Source organism: Metallosphaera sedula DSM 5348, from assembly GCF_000016605.1.
In the GTDB taxonomy this organism is placed as follows: Archaea; Thermoproteota; Thermoprotei_A; order Sulfolobales; family Sulfolobaceae; genus Metallosphaera; species Metallosphaera sedula.
On sequence record NC_009440.1, the window covers coordinates 384,807 to 400,277 of the forward strand.

Annotated in this window: 11 protein-coding genes; 7 read left to right on the forward strand and 4 right to left on the reverse strand. The window is 46.3% G+C overall.

Annotated features, from left to right (window positions below; genetic code table 11):
• Positions 1 to 14 precede the first annotated feature (14 nt).
• Positions 15 to 956: an NAD-dependent epimerase/dehydratase family protein gene (locus tag MSED_RS02230; RefSeq protein ID WP_012020399.1), complete on the reverse strand. Its 942-nt coding sequence runs from the start codon at positions 954 to 956 to the stop codon at positions 15 to 17.
• Between the two features lie 153 nt (positions 957 to 1,109).
• Between MSED_RS02230 and MSED_RS02235 the strand changes: the two genes are divergently transcribed.
• The 4 genes from MSED_RS02235 (at position 1,110) to MSED_RS02250 (ending at position 5,804) form a co-directional block, all read left to right on the forward strand.
• On the forward strand, positions 1,110 to 1,976 hold the full coding sequence (locus MSED_RS02235; protein WP_012020400.1) for a zinc ribbon domain-containing protein: 867 nt from the start codon (positions 1,110 to 1,112) through the stop codon (positions 1,974 to 1,976).
• A 39-nt stretch (positions 1,977 to 2,015) separates the two neighbouring features.
• Positions 2,016 to 3,359, forward strand: coding sequence for an FAD-binding oxidoreductase (locus MSED_RS02240; protein WP_012020401.1), 1,344 nt, complete (start codon positions 2,016 to 2,018; stop codon positions 3,357 to 3,359).
• A complete protein-coding gene (locus MSED_RS02245; protein ID WP_012020402.1) occupies positions 3,352 to 4,485 on the forward strand; it encodes an MFS transporter in 1,134 nt (377 codons plus the stop codon). The genes MSED_RS02240 and MSED_RS02245 overlap by 8 nt, the downstream gene beginning before the upstream one ends.
• Before the next feature lie 335 nt (positions 4,486 to 4,820).
• A complete protein-coding gene (locus tag MSED_RS02250; protein WP_012020403.1) occupies positions 4,821 to 5,804 on the forward strand; it encodes an alcohol dehydrogenase catalytic domain-containing protein in 984 nt (327 codons plus the stop codon).
• Positions 5,805 to 5,874: 70 nt separating this feature from the next.
• Here the strand turns inward: MSED_RS02250 and MSED_RS02255 are convergent, their stop codons facing one another.
• Positions 5,875 to 7,182 (reverse strand): cryptochrome/photolyase family protein, encoded by a 1,308-nt coding sequence (locus tag MSED_RS02255; RefSeq protein ID WP_012020404.1) that lies wholly within the window; start codon positions 7,180 to 7,182, stop codon positions 5,875 to 5,877.
• A 248-nt stretch (positions 7,183 to 7,430) separates the two neighbouring features.
• On the opposite strand from MSED_RS02255, the gene MSED_RS02260 reads away from it, so the two are divergent.
• Positions 7,431 to 9,041 carry a S9 family peptidase gene (locus tag MSED_RS02260; protein WP_012020405.1) on the forward strand — a complete coding sequence of 537 codons (1,611 nt, stop codon included), beginning with the start codon at positions 7,431 to 7,433 and terminating at the stop codon, positions 9,039 to 9,041.
• 25 nt (positions 9,042 to 9,066) lie between these two features.
• Here MSED_RS02260 and MSED_RS02265 read toward each other — a convergent pair whose 3' ends face one another.
• A complete protein-coding gene (locus tag MSED_RS02265) occupies positions 9,067 to 11,355 on the reverse strand; it encodes an ABC transporter substrate-binding protein (RefSeq protein ID WP_404802722.1) in 2,289 nt (762 codons plus the stop codon).
• 206 nt (positions 11,356 to 11,561) lie between these two features.
• Positions 11,562 to 12,722 carry a hypothetical protein gene (locus MSED_RS02270; protein WP_012020407.1) on the reverse strand — a complete coding sequence of 387 codons (1,161 nt, stop codon included), beginning with the start codon at positions 12,720 to 12,722 and terminating at the stop codon, positions 11,562 to 11,564.
• A gap of 335 nt (positions 12,723 to 13,057) precedes the next feature.
• Between MSED_RS02270 and MSED_RS02275 the strand changes: the two genes are divergently transcribed.
• Positions 13,058 to 14,062, forward strand: a complete 1,005-nt coding sequence (locus tag MSED_RS02275; RefSeq protein ID WP_048059973.1) for an ABC transporter permease — start codon at positions 13,058 to 13,060, stop codon at positions 14,060 to 14,062.
• On the forward strand, positions 14,059 to 15,471 hold the full coding sequence (locus MSED_RS02280) for an ABC transporter permease (protein WP_012020409.1): 1,413 nt from the start codon (positions 14,059 to 14,061) through the stop codon (positions 15,469 to 15,471). Before MSED_RS02275 ends, MSED_RS02280 begins: the two co-directional genes overlap by 4 nt.

Below are 15,471 nucleotides of genomic sequence, written 5' to 3' on the forward strand. Positions count from 1 at the left end.
TAGGCCTTGCATAATCAAGTGGGGATTAGTTTATCCTTTTCTTCAAGATACTTTAAGAACCTTGCGTTGGATCTAACCTCTTCCTCGTCAAATTTCATGTCCCCTACAACCTCTTTGAATGCTGAGCAGTCGTATGTGGTACCAGAGTATCTTAGCAGGTTTCTAATATCCTTGGGTAAAACAGCCTTGGCCAGCCATGTGGGAATGGGTAGCCTTATACCTTTACCCACCTCTTCACTCATGAGTTCAAAGAACCTAGAGACTGCTACGCTTCCGCACTCACTGGCGTAAAGGTAAACCCTCTTGGGAGAAACTTTTCCAAGCGTGTGAACTGCTCTACCAAGAGTCCATGCATTTACAGTGGCCATCCTTAAACCCAGCTCAGGAACAACTCTAGCCTTGACCAGCTTATACATGGTAACGAATTGAACGTGAGCTGCATATCTTCCGTACACCAGGGTGGGCCTTAATATGGCAAGATTGCCGTCTTTCTCTAGTGCTAACCTCATGATCTCTTTCTCACCTTCACACTTGGACTTCTCAAAGGGCGTTGACGCCTTAGAATCCTTGCAGTGCTCTGCCTCCTCCTTCACGTTTACCCCAGTCTCTCCTGTGGAGGTCGCCCCGCTCAAGTGGATGAATGTTTTATTCTGATCAAAGGCATCCCTCGCTAACCTGCTGGGAATCTCTACGTTGGCCAATCTCAGTTTATCCTCACCACCCGAAATTTCTCCTATGAAGTTGGCGACGATGTCATGTCGAGAAATCAACTTTGTCACCTCCTCTGAGAGTGGATCAACATTTACCACCTTGACCTTCCCCTTGAGCAGAGAGATGTACTCTTCCTTTACGGGATTCAAGGACTTGTACGTCACCGTAACGTCCTCGCCCACTTCACTCAGATACAACGCTACGTGGGTCGAGATGAAACCTAAGCCCGTTAAAAGATACTTCATGAGGAATCAAGGGATCTAAAATTTAAAATGATTTAGTAGGTGTTAGATAATCTTTGGACTAGGCAGTTACCCAAATTTTAACAATATACTCTAAGGTTATCTCAGTTCATAAAAGGATATACTTTTATACAGTTGTCTTAACTGAAAAACAAGATGGGATATCCATATTATGGTCAACCTTACGGTCCAGCTCCAGGTTACCCTGGGGGCCCCTATGGCCCCTACGGTCCAAATCAGGGATCCAACTTCACTGCGATCATGGCGTGCGAGCAGTCTACCGGTCTTGGCGGAAAACAGCAGATAATTCCGACCCAGTACCCGATTAATCTTCAGTACGTGGTACAGGAGGTAGTAATGTTTCTCATGGGGCAGGGCTTTCAAACTTTTCCGATGATAGGTTATAACTTAGCTATAATCCAGGCACAACATAAGTCCCTGCTTGGATACCTGACCGATAGCAACAAGGCCTACACGATCAGGTTGTGTCAAGGACAGGGAATGGTAATAGTCGAGACTGGGATGGCTAACTTAATGCAGGACCTAATAACTGCAGGTGCAACAGCTTTCATAGCCGACGACGTGTTACATAGCGGTCTTCTAACCGTGGCCGGCGGTGGACTAGATGTGTATGAAATGTATAAACAGTACTCTCAGGAGGAACAGCTATTTAACATGATAACAATGTTGGTCATGCAGGCTCCGCCGGCCTATCAAGGTCAACCAGGCTATCCATCGCCTTACTCTCCCCAGGGACAGCCTCCAATGAGTAGACCGCCACAACCTCCCACACAACCCACTTCGAGTACAGGTCAAATAGCTCAGCCTCCCTCTAGTATCAACCAAACATCTCAACCCCAAACGTCACAGAAGTGCTGGAGTTGTGGAGAACCTGTCCCTTCCTCGGCTAAGTATTGTCCCAACTGTGGAGCCTCTCTTCAACAGGTTAAATGTCCCCAGTGCGGATCTCCAAACCCTCCCAGTGCCAAGTTCTGTTCCTCATGCGGAACCAAGCTCAAGTAAGGTAAGAGAAGATTATTAACGTCATGTCCAATTCTTGTTATGCAAAGCCTAAAGGACATGGGTCTTGAAACGTCGACGGAAACCAGGGAGGATTTCGTCAATTTCAAGATTAACCCAAGCGTTGTGGTATATCCAAGAAATGAGAAGGAGGTCGTGAAGGTTGTTCGTTACGCCTACGAGAATCGAATACCAATTGTTCCATGGGGAGCAGGGACTAGTCTAACTGGCGCAGTGTCTTGTGAAGGATGTATTCTTCTGGACATGAAGCACATGTCCAATATCCTGGAGATAAATGACGTAGACTGGTACGTGAGGACTCAGCCAGGAGTAAACCTCGAATTTCTCAACAAGAAGTTAATGGAGAAGGGATTCTTTCTCCCGCCCGATCCTGCCTCATTCTTCCTATGTTCCGTGGGAGGAGCGGTTGCCAATTCCTCAGGAGGGATGAGGGGAGTAAAGTATGGTACTTTCAGGGACTGGGTCCTGTCACTGAGGGTAGTTCTACCCACTGGAGAGGTAGTACAGGTAGGTGAACCCTTCAGGAAGAATAGGGCAGGTTACGATCTTGTTCACCTCTTCACAGGGAGTGAGGGGACCCTTGGTGTGATAACAGAGATCTGGTTCAGGATCATTCCCCTTCCCAAGGAAAAGATGATCCCCATCGTGTCTTTCATGCCCGACCTCGATTCAACTGCGGGTGTGATTCAGGAAATGAGAAAGTCTGGGATCCTCCCAGAGATAGCTGAATACATTGACAGTGAGGTTATCATGGCACTAAACACCCAGCTAAATGCTGAGTTGAGGGAGTCCAAGGGAGGCCTATTGATGCTTAGGGTGGAGGAGCACGACCTTGAGAAGATAAAGGAGATTCTAGGAAAGTGGCACGGGGACGTGTCAATCCTTAACGACGAGGAATGGGAGAGACTGTACTCCTTGAGGGCACAATCCGCCATCGCACTCAAGGCTATGGCAAAGGAGATGTACGTGGAAGATATAGTGGTTCCAGTCTCTAGGCTGATGGAGGCTGTTAAGAGACTCAAGGAGCTGGAGAGAAAGTATCAGGTAAAGATGCCAGTGATAGCCCACATAGGCGACGGTAATTTGCATCCCAATATACTCCTAAAGGACAAGGAAATTGCAGATGAACTCTTTCACGAGGTTGGAATGATAGCCGTGGAGCTAGGTGGATCAGTTTCGGGCGAGCATGGGATTGGGGTCCAGAAGGCAAAGTTGATGGGTATTCAGGTTAAGAGGCACGGGGGAATGAAGGTACTTGAGATAATGAAAGGGATCAAGGATCTTGTGGATCCTCGGGGAATAATGAATCCAGGGAAATACGTGGAACTCGCCTATAACATAATGAAGCAGGAGCGAAATGAATAGGGACGAACTATTCCTAATCCTATCCACTTCCTCCCTTGGGGTTCTGTGGGGTGCTAACTCCCTAGCCACCTCACTTTACCTGAGGAGTCTAGGTTACGATCCGCTGTTCATAGGTACTATCCTAGGTGTCGGGATAATCACAGGGTCTGGAGTGTCTGTCCTGGTATCAATATTGGCTGACGCGTATGGGAGAAAGAGGTTTATCTTGATGAACAGGATTCTCTCTATTCTAGGAATTTTTGCATTTGGGATTCTGAGGATCCCCTTTGGTTACCTCATCGTAAATCAGTTCGGAGGAAGCCTAACCACTTCCTTTCTTGCCGACAAGAGTAAGAACTTGGATAGGTCCCTCAGTCTTCAGACTTCAATATCTCAGATATTCGTGGTTTTGGGAAATATCTTGGGAGGATTACTCCAGTTCAGGGTCCTATACGCTCTCGAGATAGTTACGTTGTTGATATCCTTGGTTCTAGTATTATCAGTAAGGGAAAACTACGAGAAAAGGGAAGTGTCGTTCGGACTAAAATCTGCAGGGGTGGTTGGTAAATTTGCCGTGGACTCTCTCATTGGTTTAGGTGCAGGTGCCCTCCTGCCCCTGATATCACTCTGGTTCTCCCTTGCTTTCAAGGTGTCGAGGCTTCTATTAACGCCCGTGTTTATAGCCTCTCAGGTGTCGCTGTCACTTGGAACCTTGGTCGCCCCTAAGCTTGGAGAGAAATTTGGAAAGATAAAGGCTATAGTTTATACTCACGTAATCGCCATTATTCTCCTCTTTCTTATTCCCTTTTCACCTACCTTCCTCATAGCCTCAGCACTCTACGTCATGAGGAACGTGTCCATGAACATGACCTCGCCCCTATTTTCAAGTCTAGTTCTACAACTGGTTCCTAGGGAGGAGAGGGGAAGAGCACAGACCTTGATTCAGCTTATGGACTCTATACCTCGCTCGTTAGGACCAACCCTAGGAGGATATTTTCTTTCCTTAGGGGTTTTGTGGGTACCCTTCGTGTTCACAGGTACTCTCTACAGCGTTTCCACAGGCCTGTTCTACTACATGTTTAGGGAATCTAACCTACCACCCAGAGTTAATCCCTCTAATTCTCCTGACAAGGTAAACAATGGCTGAGATGAGCAACAAGAAGAGTGCAACAGGTATAAGGGCCAAATTTGTCAAAACGAAGGAGCCGGACTCTACCTCAAACAAAAAGGGAATAACCAAAAACATAAGCTGATGGAGAGATAGAAGCCTCATGGAAAGGAGAAGAAGAGACACGAGTACCTTAGAGGTCGCTCTGTTCATTTTGAGTAGTAATGACACAAGCTAGTTGCTAAAAGGATGTAATTAAACCTTGTCATAATTCTCGTCATAATTCTCTCGCCTTACATTGGGTAGTTCTCGTTGATGGAAAATCTCCAGATGATGAGGTATGACTTTTTTAAGTTAGGCCTTGTACTAAACCCGTGAGGGCCCTAGTCTTCGAGAAGAGAGGAATAGACTTCCTAGAGGTAAGAGATTTCCCTTCCTCACCTGTCAGAGATGACGAGGTAAGGCTGAGGGTGAAACTAGCATCGATAAATCCCGTTGATCTCATGGCCATAGAGTCTCTCCCCGTCTCCCCTCTACCCCACATACCAGGCTCCGAGTTCTACGGAGTTGTTGAGGAGGTTGGGGAAAAGGTGACTCACGTCTCCGTGGGAGACAGGGTCGCAGTTTACACGAGGCTATTTGACGGTACCTGTTCCTCCTGTATGAGGGGAGACCAGACTTACTGTGTTAACGGTAAAAGAGTTGGTGTGGAAAGTCAAGGAGGTTACGCTGAGGAGATAGTGATACCAGGAAGGAACGTTATGAAGTCGGATCTGTCCGAGGAGGTGCTCTCGAGCCTTCCAATAGCCGTTCTCACACCCTATCATGCCCTTAGAACTGTGGGAGTTGGGGTGGATGACACTGTCGTGGTTTTGGGCGCTTCAGGAAATACGGGGATTTTTGCGGTTCAGCTGGCAAAGAGGATGGGAGCGAGGGTTATTGCGGTGACGTCAAGGGAGTGGGTTAAAGAGTACGCGGACGAAGTAGTGGATTATCCAACCGCCGAGGAGGAGGTGAAGAGGCTCACTGACGGTGGAATGGCCTCAGTGGTGGTGAACTCCCTGGGAGAGAAGTACTGGGACTTGGGGCTAAAACTTGTGGGAAATCATGGAAAGATAGTCACATATGGAGGACTCACCGGCGGGAAGGTGTCCCTTGACGTAAACAAACTTTACGCCAAGCATGCGTCAATAGTGGGCACGAACAGGGGAAACATGGCAGAGCTCCTGGAATTACTGAAACTGGCAAAGGACCTCAAGGTGAAGGTACATAGGTATTACACTCTTGATGAAGCGAGGGAAGCCTTCAGAGAGTTTAAGCACGGAAACAGGGACGGGAGGATCTTCATAAGGATTTAGCTGGTGAGGAGTCCTGAGTCTGGATAGATCTTCCATGACTCCTACTTCGCCTTAGTCTCCTATGATCTCCCTAAAAGAGACCCCTCTTACTGCATAACGCCACCGAGTCTTCGTACATCTTCCTAGCTTTCTTGACTTCCTCACTATAATCCACTATGGGGGAGGGATAGCCTGAAACCTTGAACCTATAAATCTCGTGAATCTTCTCGGCTGGAAGATCCTTCAGTTCTGGTACCCACGTCTTTATGTACACCGCATCTGGGTCAAACTTCCTCTGTTGCAACCAAGGGTTGAATACCCTAAACATGTAATCCGCACCAGTTGAGGCCACCCATTGCCAATTTCCGTTATTTACTGATGGGTCGTAGTCAACTAGTTTTGTAGCGAAGTATCTCTCCCCTATCCTCCAATCCACATGCAATACCTTCACGAGAAATGAGGCCGTTATCATCCTGGTTCTGTTATGCATGAATCCAGTCTCGTTAAGTTCCCTCATCCCCGCGTCAACTATGGGATAACCCGTCTTACCCTGCTTCCATGCCTCAAGATGAGCCTCATTCCACTTCCAGGGTATACAGTCGTACTCCCTCTTGTACGAATGACCGAACACGTGGGGATTATAGTAGGCCAGAAGCGTGTAGAAGTCCCTCCAGTACAGTTGCCTCCTTATCTCCTCGTTGACCGCCCAGTACACCTCCCTCGGTGAGACAACCCCAAACTTGATATATGGCGAGAGCTTCGTAGTACCTTCAACTCCTGGGAAGTTACGCATGGAGTAGTTCAGGTTTCTGGCCCTTTCCAGCCTCTTGAGCCCCTCCTGTCTCCCGCCTGGGATACCCCTCTCGACCTCCAGCTTCAGGACCTCCGTCCCAGGGAGATCGAGAGTGAGGTAATTCCTCATGTCGTTCTTCATGGGTTTCCTCACCTCGAGCTTCCTCGCATCGTTATAAAAGTGCGTGAAAACTGTGTAGGGTTTTCCCTTTCTTACGAAGAAGTCCTTTGGTGTCAGGAGAAGGTCTTCGCATGACTTAACCCTTCCACGCATTGTCTCCCTTATTGCGTTATCCCTGTTCAGGCTGAAAGGAGTGTAATCTTCGTTGAAGTATATTGCCTCAACCTTGAGCTCTGGCAACACCTTCTCAGGATATCCCTGCAGAATGTGGAGCCTTGAACTACGATGCTTCAACTGCATGTCAAGATCCAGGAGGGAATCAACCATGAAGCCCAAGGCGAAGGCGGACTTGTATGGATTATCGCCCAGTTGCCTGGGATCCAACACGAATACTGGAACCACTTCATCGCATTCCTGAAGCGCTCTCAGAAGGCAAGTGTTGTCATCTAGCCTAAGGTCTCTCCTGAACACAAAGGCACAGGGCATACGACTAGATCTAGAGTTTGTTTAAAAGCTAGCGTTAGCGTATCTAACTCATTGTGGTCGATCAATGGGTAAAAGTTGCGCAACGTTAAGGTTCGCCCAGAGGAAAAGTTCCTGCAGAGAGCTTTTAGACAGTTCAGTTGTCGCCTAGATATGGGGAGCCCGGAAGTCTTTATTTCTGGACATGTTAAGCGTGCTCCGCTAGACACGGCCGAAACAGGAAATATTTACTGGCAATCCCACTTTTTAACATGAATCTATCTTACCTTAACTACACGCCCGTTCAAGACTTCGATGTTAAGGATGGGCGAGTCGCATACGTGATCCTGAAGGACTCTCCTAAGGTTGAAATTCTCGGAGTGGGAGAGGTGCAGATAGAGGAGCCAGAGACCGTTCACTGGGTGGGATCTAGGCTGGCTGTGGTCGCCGATCAGGGTGGGGCAGAGGTTAGGTCCATTTACCTGGTGGATGAAGCTCCACATCCCTTACTTTCCGACGGATTTGACAACATGGAACCTGTCTTCCTCAAGGAGGACAAATTCTACTTCCTTTCCAATAGGGATAGGGAAACGATTCGCCTCTACCTATATGACGGAGGACAGATCACGAAGGTAAGCAAGGGTAACCTTCCAGTATCTGACGTTTGTGTCTCCCCTGGGGGAAGATGGGTAGCCTACTCCTCAGGAATCTACGATAATGACCTTTACCTTCTTGATAGCAAGACAGGGGAAGAGGTAGTCGTGTCATATCCTAACTCAGAGCAGTATCCAAGTTCGTCTCAATGCTTCACAGGGGATTCGCTTCTCTTTCTTAGCAATCACAACGGCTTCCTTGATGTCGGGAAACTCTCGTTAAGGGATCACACAGTTTCTTGGTTAGTCACGAGCAAGGAGGACAAGTTCGAGGCTCTGATGTGGAGGGACAGGTTGGTGTACACTGTGGACGTGCGAGGTCATATTCTGCTCATGGTGGACGGAAAGCCCCTAACTGACCAGGGGGTAGTGACTGACGTGAAGGTCGATAGAGACCTCTTCTTCCTTCACTCGTCATACGACAGAGCATACGATCTTTACAGGCATTCCACCGTGACTGAAAGGTTAACGGACTCAATGAGGGAGGTTAAGGGAGAATTCGTGAAACCCACTCTCGTAAAGTACGTCTCCCTAGGAGAGGAGATTGATGGGCTCCTTTACCAAAGGGGAGGGGAGAAACGTGGAGTAGTCTACATCCACGGAGGTCCAGATTACGAGTGCCTAAGTAACTACTCAGCTGAGATTCAGATGTTGGTGGACCAAGGATTCAAGGTCATATGCCCGAATTATAGGGGCTCGACCGGTAGGGGAAGGAGGTTCAATCACCTCAATGACAGGGACCTTGGTGGAGGCGACCTAGTGGATGTGGTGGAGTCAGCTAGCCTCTTGAAGGTTCCCAAGGTTGCGGTGACAGGGGCGAGTTATGGAGGATACCTAACCATGATGGCAGTAACCAAGTACCCTGAGAAATGGTGTGCTGCAGCTGCTGTGGTTCCATTCGTTAACTGGTTCACGGAAAAGAAGATGGAAAGAGAGGTACTCAGGCAGTACGACGAGGTAAAGATAGGTAATGACGAGGAACTACTCAGGGATAGGTCCCCCGTGTATTTCCTGGACAGGGTTAGGGCACCACTCCTCCTTCTAGCTGGGGAAAACGATCCCAGATGTCCTGCTGAGGAGACGCTACAGGTAGTGGAGAAGATGAAGGAGATGGGAAGAACCGTGGAGTACAAGATCTACGAGAACGAGGGTCATGGATTCGTTAAGAGGGAAAACCTGGTGGATTCCATAATAAGGGTAGTGGAATTTCTAGATAAAAATTGTAAATAGAAAAAAAGAAGTTCACTTTAAGGGTTTACCTTCTCCTGACCACTGCCACAACAACAGCTACTATAACAATGACCACTATCACTCCGGCAACAATTGCTATAGTTGACGTAGAGGATGTCGTGGTAGTAGTGGTAGGCGGAGTCGTTGTCGTCGTCGTTACATGTGATGCACTAACGTTGAGTGAACCGTATCTGAATAGCTCCCTTGCTCCGTTATCCCATGTTACCTTGCTCACGATCTCGTAAATTCCCGGTTTAAGACCGGTCGTGTTAATCGTCCCCACATAGTTTCCAGGTGAGACCATCTTCATCTGAACAGGGGCAGTCGCGTTACTATAGCCCTCACCGGACACATTGAGGTACATTAGCCACATGTAGGCAGTTCCATTGACGGGGTTAGCTACAAGGGAAGAGGTGGCGTTGTCCCAGGTGTAGTACTGGAAGTTCGCTGTGAAGTTCACGGGGGTTCCAGCGGTCACATTCTGCAGGAAGATGAGCGGATTAATCCTGAAGTAGTATGGGTTATAGGTCACTGTCACTGTCTTTGCCTCGCTGTTGAAGGACGAGAACATGTAGGGCCCTGAGGATATCTCTGGGGCTAGCGTCGAGTGGTATAGTGTTACTACGTTGACTGGACCTATGGTGTGAGCTGGCATTATGGGGTACTCAGTGAGGACTAGATACTCGTTAACGTATGAGGAAGAGTTGAGATAGAAGACTATCTGGTAGGGGTTAGTGACATTGGTCCACACTAGTGACGGAATTGTGCCAAAGAGGTCAGTGTTAATGAAGCCCTCGCTTGCCAGGTAGGTGTAGTTCAGCGTCACCCCGTCAAAGGTGTTAGTTCCCATCATTCCGGGAAGGTCGTAATACCATACTGTGAAGTTAACGTCGTAGGCCGTGAGTGGAACTCCGTCTATCCACGTGTCGTTATGGACTAGGTTGACCGTAATTACCTGACCGTTTACTATCTTTTCACCATTAGGAAGAGTTAAGTTAACTGGTTTCTGGACCGTCCAGGACGAGGCGACCCACGGGAGGACCTGAGTTGGGTTATTAAGTGGGGATATGCCCAGAGAGTCATACATGTCATCTAGGGTATTGAAGGCGTAAAGTGATGTACTGGCGTATATGTTTATATGTCTAGGCAGGTCACTAGATATGGAGGAGAAGATAAAGGTTCCATTGAGGGCCTGATTCGTGGGGTGAACATCCATTATGTTTATTGCATAATTGGGAGTTCCGCTTGACAAGTAGATGTAGTTGGCCCATCCTGGCAAGTACACTGCCTGGATGCCGTTACTCCAGGTGTAGACCACGTAGGGAAGCTGCTGCTGAAGGAGGTATTCAGCTTGCATGGTGTAGTTTATCTCCTGCGACAGGGTAGGGGCATTTAGCGCGTTTTGTAGGACCTGATCCACGGTAGAGTTCGAGAATCCTCCAACATTACCCGGTGACGTGTAAATCCCGTTCATCCAGGAGTTGGGGAACGGACCTAGGTTGATCCATCCGAAGGTGGTCAAATTGAAGTCGTTGTAGGGTGGAGTAGTGGCCTGTGTAATCAGTGTACCGAAGGTCTCTGACACGGGAGTTATTGATAGGTTAATTGCGGCCGCGGAATCGGCTAGTAGTTCAGCGAACCTCTTAAGAGTGTTCGGTGGGTAGGTGTAGTAGAACGTTAACTTAAGGGGTTGATTGTTATAATACCATTGCCCGTTTTTGTGGGTTATCCCTGGTACCATCTCTAGATACATCACGGCCCTGGTGAGGTTGTAGGACTCATACTGCTGGTAATAAGACTCTACCTGTGGGTTAAACCATTGTTTATACACAGCTAAACTCGGGTTAACGAAGTAGGGCTCATCAACGCCTAGTATACCGTTATCCAAGACGTACGACGTTACGTTCTCTGGGTTTATCAGGGAGCTTATGGCATACCTGAAGTAAATGTTTGATGTCAGGTTATTTCCGAAGGCGAACACGATCTGTCCAAAGCTTTCCTGAGGAGCAATGGCCAAAAACGCAGTCTGATTATAGGGCGCTGTCTTCAACTCATTGATCTCTGAGACGTGGGTAAGCGTGATGAAGTCGACCTTACCGTCTAGGAGAGCATTAAACTCGTCGGTGTGGGTTGTATAGGCATAAGTATATTCTATTGTTCCGACCCACGGTTCATTATAGATGGCCTGTGAGGGTGTAAGTATAGGCGTATCGAAGTTAGCGATGGCGAAGCTTGAAACCTCCATTGGTATGGCCATAATCATTGAAAATACTAGGATTAGGCTTGCAAGAATAAACAATCGGCTCATACTCATATCACTCATTTAAAGTGAATATGCTCAATCAATTTAAACTTTTTCATAGTGGTCGAATAGCTTAGTGAAGTTCTTTTAATAGAATTAAAAGATTCTGTTGCTGTTCTAAGGATATCTACGTAGATTATTATTTTAAATGAATTATCAATTCGAGTTAAACTTGGCCTTAATATTCAGGATATGTTCTCTTCATTTTATTTGAATTGTCATGCTTTAACCAAAATAATTATCCCTTCCCTTCCCTGAGATGACGAAATATAACCTCCACCCAAAAGATAACCAGGAATTCCTATTACTGAATTAATGCTAGTGTTTAGCTTGGAGAAGACTGGTGATAGTGTGTATAGAGACGAACCTGATAGTATTATCCCCTCCTCTGAGGCTGTACCGGTGAAATTGTTTATTACAGGAATTCTTAGGGAAACTATGTATCTCCCATCCCCGTAACCCACAGAGTTAACGAGACCCACCTCATACTTTAATGGTATGAAATTAGCCCGTGACCCATTTAGGAGACCGAGCATGGTGAGAGTTACGTGAGTGTTATTAAGGGAGTAATTGAAACCTCCAAATAACCATCCTGAGGGGGTTGACGCGGACGTTATCACGGCACCTAATCCCTGCTTACTATCCGTGAAATTGCTTCCATTGAACAGCGTGACGGTGTAATTAAACAAATGAGATCCGCCTATGAAGGAGAAGGATCCATTTGAGGATATTGTAAAAATTCCACTACCCACGCTAAGTGGTTTGTAGAGTGAGGAAGGATATAGAGCAGTTAGATCTGAAACGTTGTTTGAGAACTTGAGAAGGAAAGGTACCTGAAAGGTACTACTTCCCTCGATTACTAGAGCTGAGCCGCCGATCAACCAGAAGTTTTTCTGCCAACTGATTGAATATATCTGGCCAGGGATATAGAAACTAGGTATTTCACCTGTCAAGTTATAGACTTTATCCCCATTAATGAGTATCAAGGTTGGCTCCAGTATTGATGTGTTCTCCTGTGGAACGTAACGAGCTCCACCAATTAGGAGCGCAGATCCATTGTAGCCTATTGCATAGATAGAGCCATTATCAAAATAATGGCTAATGTTGAACAGTTCATAAGAGTGATTTTGAACGTAAAATAGGCCGGCAACTCCTTCTACATAATTGTGCGCAGAGGAAGAACCCACAAAGGCAATAACGTTGGGAGAGATCTCCACGATCTGATTAACCTCACTTACACCACTTATGATCTCAACTGAGAATGAGGTGGCTCTTATCTGTAAAAGTATAATGCCCGCTACTATGACAAGTATGGCTAATACAACTAATATAACATTTACAGATTTTTTCTTCTCCTTTTTCATCTTTTCATGCTTCATTTAGCTTACTTCACTAAAAGGACGCCGAGTTATTTAGATTTTATCCACATTTCCAAGTCCGTGTAATTCTGATAGAAATCTGCACAAAATCCAGTATTAAATTGATCCCTTTCTTGTATTATTCCATTAAAAATCTCGAATTATAAGAAATTTGAAATCTGAATTTATATCGTTTATTGCATGAGAGCATTTTTGCATGTATTAAAGATAATGTGCCTCCTAATTTGAATTGTTTAAAAAAGATCGTCTGGGGGATTAACATTTCAGACAATAATTTGAACGGAATAACATAAAGTTTTTTAATAAAGAAGGGACATATTTTTACTTGGTTAATGATGTCTCTTCTTAGATATCTAGCGAAGAGAATAGCTGAAAGGATAGCGTTGCTGTTTGGAATAATAGTCTTTAATTTTCTAATTTTTCAGGTATTACCCACCCTCTATGGCATAAATCCGGCTGAGCTTTACGTCCCCTTAACCTATAAGGGCCTACCAAGGAGCGAACTTGTTAAGGCACTGGATAACCAGTTTGGTCTGAATCTTCCTTTAGATGAGAGATTCTTTGTTTATATGAAATCACTACTAACCTTCCACCTAGGCATCTCCATGAGCTATCAACAACCCGTGATTTCGTTGATCGAGGCCAGATTCCCTGTAACGGCTCTCTTGGTTATCCCTAGCCTGATTCTAAGCACGATCTTGGCATTGGTTCTGGGACTTTACTCCATATCAAGGCAGGGAAAAGTAGGAGACGTGGCTGTAAGCTTTACGTCAATAATGACCTACTTCATACCTGCCTTTTGGCTAGGGGAAATAGTTCTCTACTTCTTTGGGTTCTATTTCAGGATATTCCCGACGAATCTGGCTGAGGCCATTACAACCTCAAATGGTCATTCCCTGGTGGGAATCGCGTACTGGGCCAATCTTTTAAAGTTCCTAACCTTGCCTATTCTTTTCATTACAGTGATTAGTTACGGAGTTAGGAATATATTATTTAGGAATAATGGCGTTGAACTCATGGGTAGCAACTTCGTTAATTACTTGAGGGCAAGAGGAATAGACGAGAGGAAAATCCTATACAAGCACGTAACAAGGAATGCAGTAATTCCCGTAGTTACAAGGGTTGGAATAGACATAGCCTTCCTGTTTGCTGGAGTTGTGTTCATAGAGGACATCTTTAACATACCGGGTCTGGGAAGACTTTTGGTGAGAGGTGCAGAGAACCTTGACGTACCTTTGCTCGGGGGAGACTTCTACATAATTAGCTTATTTGCAGTCATAATATTGCTCGCTCTCGATCTAATATATCCGCTCATTGACCCCAGGGTGAAGTATGAATGAACAAGGTATTGAGAGACCTGCTAAGCAGGAAAACTTTCATTTTCTCGGTAGTCGTAATCCTTTTCTTTGCTGCTATTGCCCTTTTAGCTCCAGTTCTAACGTCATACAACAATCCTTATCTAGTTTCACAACAGTTCGTTGCGGCCCCCTACGCTGTTCCTTCGTGGGCCACAATCTTCCCTCAATATCATGGTCTTCCCCCTGACGTTAGAATGACGTTGTCTCCCTCTGAGACCTCAGGACTTACCCCCATTAACTCGTCCATGGTTAAGGTGGAGGTTCCTGCAGGGGGTCAGGTTAATCTGACTTACGCCATTAGATGGAATTGGAGTTCTCCATACAACGTACTTCTGTCCTTTACCCTAGTTACGCCATCTACAAGCGACTTTAACGTAAATCTTTACATGAACAATATCAACTTCATGGAACTGTCACCTTTACCGATACCTCCTGCAGTTAGCGTTACTCCCGGGAAGGCCAATTACGTTACCTTCTCTTCAGAAACTATAAACCCAAGCAATTCTCCGTACGTAAGCTCCCTTCCCTTCCAAGATCAGCCCTTAGCATCACTTGAGTTCCCCAAGGCTGTACTGCCTAAACCTGGGATATATTACCTGATTATATCATTCCAGAATACAGGAAATTCACCTGAGACTTTCCTTGTTTCCAACCCACATTACTCCTCTCTTGGTTACGCTTATGGTAGGTTGGGAACAGATGATAATGGCGCGAGCGTGTTCTCGGAGTTCGTGTATGGAGCGAGGTTCGATCTCTATTTAGCCCTTGTAGCCTCAGCCCTTATTATAGGAATAGGACTCATAATTGGGCTGATAGCGGGCTACGTGGGCGGTTTCACGGATCTGGCCCTGAATGCTCTTACAGACTTCTTTCTGTTAATACCGGGTTTACCTCTCTTGATTGTTTTGATCTCTATCTTCGATCTCACTGGGGTCATAGTTAACGTGAACAAGGCCGTCCTTATACTACTCATCATCTCGTTGTTATCATGGCCTGGGACTGCTAAGATAATTAGGGGACAGACACTAAGCCTCAGGAACAGAACCTTCGTGGAAGCTTCTAGGGCTCTGGGCGAGGGAAGGTTTAGGATCCTGTTCAGACATATAGTTCCCAACCTGATGGGAATTCTATTTGCTCAACTGGCATATGACGTTCCAGGCGTTATCCTGGCTGAGTCGGGTCTCGACTTCCTGGGCCTGGGAATTACAGAGTTCCCGACCTGGGGAAACATGCTTGGATTTGCCACCAATGATTTGTCCTTTGCCAATGGGTTTGCATGGTGGTGGGTGCTTCCACCTGGAATTGGGATAATATTGTTAAGTACAGCGTTCTACTATTTCGGGACAGCAATGCTTGACGTCCTTAGTCCCTACAAGCTTAGGGGTGAATGA